This window comes from Cupriavidus sp. 8B (assembly GCF_054589115.1).
In genome coordinates this window covers 1-2967 of record NZ_BAAILO010000640.1, presented here as the reverse complement: position 1 = coordinate 2967, position 2967 = coordinate 1, and the positions used below count along the sequence as shown (strand labels likewise).

Here is a 2967-nt window from a genome sequence, read left to right as displayed (position 1 = left end):
ATCGCCAGCGCAACCGCCTGGGTCTGGCTATCTCAGGCACGTTTGCTCGTACGCCGATTGACCAATGCCTGAATTTGTCCTCACCCTCAAAGAAAACTAACCAAAAGAAAGCGATCCTTGCAGGAGGCTGGCGTGGCGTCATTGGGAACCCCAATGATTTCGTCGTACGGCCCCGGGTGCTAATGACCTCGTGCCGTTACCAGTTTAGATCATCACGACGCTGCCAATGCCCAGGGTTTCGGGGTGACCCCCACCGGTAGCCACCACCACGAATTTCAAGCCGTCTGTCGCTCGCGGCGCGGGCGGCCACGAAGTTGCAAGCGTCCCGTTTCCGTCGTGGGCGCGGTGGCACCGAAAAAATAATTCCGAGGAGATTACCACCGCGCCCACCCCACCACGAAACCATCACGGCGTGATATATCGTGGCGCTTTGCGCCGGTACCGGCAGATGGGTGAATTGGCAGGGATGCTGCTACCGGGGGGCTCACCACGAAACCAGCGTCATTAACAGGATCGTGGCCATTTAAATCGGTAACGGCACGATTTAATTAAAACCCGGGGCCGTACGACGAAACCATTGGGGTTCCCAATGACGCCACGCCAGCCTCCTGCAAGGATCGCTTTCTTTTGGTTACTTTTCTTTACGAGTAAAGAAAAGTGACATCTCACACGTTCTAAAACGGCCAACACCGTACAGCCGCGACAGCAGCTAAAAGCATCAAAACCCCGCCCAAAAGAGACCGCCCCCCGCGTCAGCGGGACTAGGAGCGATTAAATCTCGATAGCGGGTAAACGGCCAACCCTGTACAGAACCGCAACAGCAGCTAGACAGAATGTATTGACCTGCCGCACCTCAAGCGGCGTGGATTAGGCTTGAGATACTATGAAGGTCCGCGGAGGCTAAGCCCCTGGAGTAAAACGAAGATTCGCAGTCTCGTTTCTCAGGAGCACGCAAATGAACACGCCTGACACAGCCCTTCAGGGGCAGAATACGACGATCACCGGTTGGCTGTATATGGCCTTCGAACTGGGCGAGAAGGGCTGGACCCAGGCGCATTGACGGTGGCTCGAAGGGGTGAAGTTTGCGCAACCGGTGCAGCAAATCGTATTGCAGGAATACATGGATACGGTCAAGGCCTGCAGCCAACGTGTAGCGAGCCTGGAGTGCATGGCCCACCATCCGCGCCCTCATCGAACGCGCACAGCGATCCTCCCTGTACTGCGCGCTTGCCACCGTGGGGGCCGATGGCATGCCCACCGTCACGCCCATCGGCACGGTGTTCGCGTGCGCGATATCCGGTTCTCTGCCTTCAGGCCTTGGCCTACCCGGTGATGATGGAGGGGCTGTGGGAGTGACAGTCATCGCCACACTGACTGCCGGAACCACATTGACAGCGCTCAGGTTCGGACTTACCCTCCGCTGAGCCATTGGCCTGTCCCTGCGCGTCTGTTCGCGGCTGTCTCGGGTGTGCCGGCACAAGAACAACGACAAATACAGAGACAGTTCCACCGTGCCTCCCCGCCTGTCCGACCTCCGCCCCGTCCTGCCGATCCTGCTCGGCGCTTCCGTCATGCTGAGCCTGGCCATGGGCCTGCGCCAGAGCCTTGGCATCTTCATGCCCCCGCTGACCAAGGACATCGGCATCTCGGTGTCGGATTTCACGATTGCGATCGCGGTGCAGAACCTGGCCTGGGGGCTGCTCCAGCCCATGGCCGGCGCCTTGGCCGCGCGGGTGGGGTTCCGGCCGCTGATGATGAGCGGCTCGCTGCTCTATGTGCTGGGGCTGGCGCTGCTGGCCACGGCGCACGGCATCGTGGGCGTGACGCTCGGCGCGGGCGTGGCGATCGGCGCATCGATGGCTTGCACGGGCAGCGCCATTTCCATGGCGGTGGCCGCGCGGCCGGTGCCGGCGGCGTTGCGCAGCGCGGTGCTTGGCATTGTGTCTGGCGCCGGCTCGCTCGGGGCGCTGGTGGCGGCGCCGATCGGGCAGGTGGTGGCGCAGTCGTTCGGCTGGCGCGTGGGGTTGGCGGCCTTTATCCTGCTTGCGCTGGTCATGCTGCCCGCCGCGTGGTACGCGGGCAAGGTGGATCGCCTGCCACTGCCCACGTTGCCCGGCGCCGTGCAGCAGAATGCGCGCGAGGCGCTTGGCACGGCGTTGCGGAACAAGGCGTTCCTGGTCATGGGCGCCGCGTATTTCGTGTGCGGCATGCAGTTGGTCTTCCTCACCACGCACCTGCCCTCGTATCTCGACATCTGCGGCATGGACCCGATGCTCAGCGCCAAGGCGCTTGGCGTGATCGGCGGCTTCAATGTGCTGGGCAGCCTGTTCTTCGGCTGGGCCGGCGGCCGGGTCAGCAAGCTTGTGCTGCTCGGCACCATCTACAGCGTGCGCTCGCTCGCGCTGGCCTGGTACTTCTCATCGGCGCCCACGCCGGGCAGCACGCTGGTGTTTGCCGCCGTGATGGGCTTCCTGTGGCTGGGCGTGGCACCGCTGGTGGCGGGCTGGATCGCGCAGACCTTTGGCCTGCGCTGGCAGGCCATGCTGGGCGGCGTGGCGTTCTTCAGCCACCAGATCGGCAGCTTCGTCGGCGCGTTCGGAGGCGGGCTGGTCTACGATGCGCTGGGCTCCTACACGCTGGCATTGCAGATCGGCGTGGCACTGGGGCTGGCTGCCGGGCTGGCGCAGATTGCCTTTGCGGTGGCCACGCGCCCGCGTCCGCCGCAGGTGATGGCCACATAGGCGGGCACTACGGCAAGGAGCGAGCAACTGATACACCGTTCTTACTCAGAAGTATCTATAATCGCTCGCCATGAGTAAGGTTTATCGGATCAACGAATTCGCAAAGCGCATCGGACGAGCTCCCAGTACAGTGCGCCGCTGGGAGCGCGAAGGCATCCTGGCGGCTAAGCGCCTGCCTTCCGGACATCGGTACTTTGACGAGTCCGATGTGCGGGCGATGCTTGGC

The 2967-nt window shown here is 62.8% G+C and carries 2 protein-coding genes and 1 pseudogene; all 3 read left to right on the top strand.

Going from position 1 to position 2967, the window contains the following annotated elements:
• Positions 1 to 955: 955 nt before the first annotated feature.
• A pseudogene (locus ACYP5B_RS51510) lies at positions 956 to 1165 on the top strand (hypothetical protein); the annotation flags it as partial.
• A 406-nt stretch (positions 1166 to 1571) separates the two neighbouring features.
• A complete protein-coding gene (locus ACYP5B_RS51505) occupies positions 1572 to 2741 on the top strand; it encodes an MFS transporter (protein WP_459575230.1) in 1170 nt (389 codons plus the stop codon).
• A gap of 70 nt (positions 2742 to 2811) precedes the next feature.
• Positions 2812 to 2967: MerR family transcriptional regulator (locus ACYP5B_RS51500; protein ID WP_459575228.1), on the top strand; the 156-nt coding region annotated here is incomplete at its 3' end.

What these genes read in the sequence shown, in the direction of transcription:
- ACYP5B_RS51505 (WP_459575230.1), top strand. Translation starts at nt 1,572, where the DNA reads ATGCTGAGCCTGGCCATGGGCCTGCGCCAGAGCCTTGGCATCTTCATG.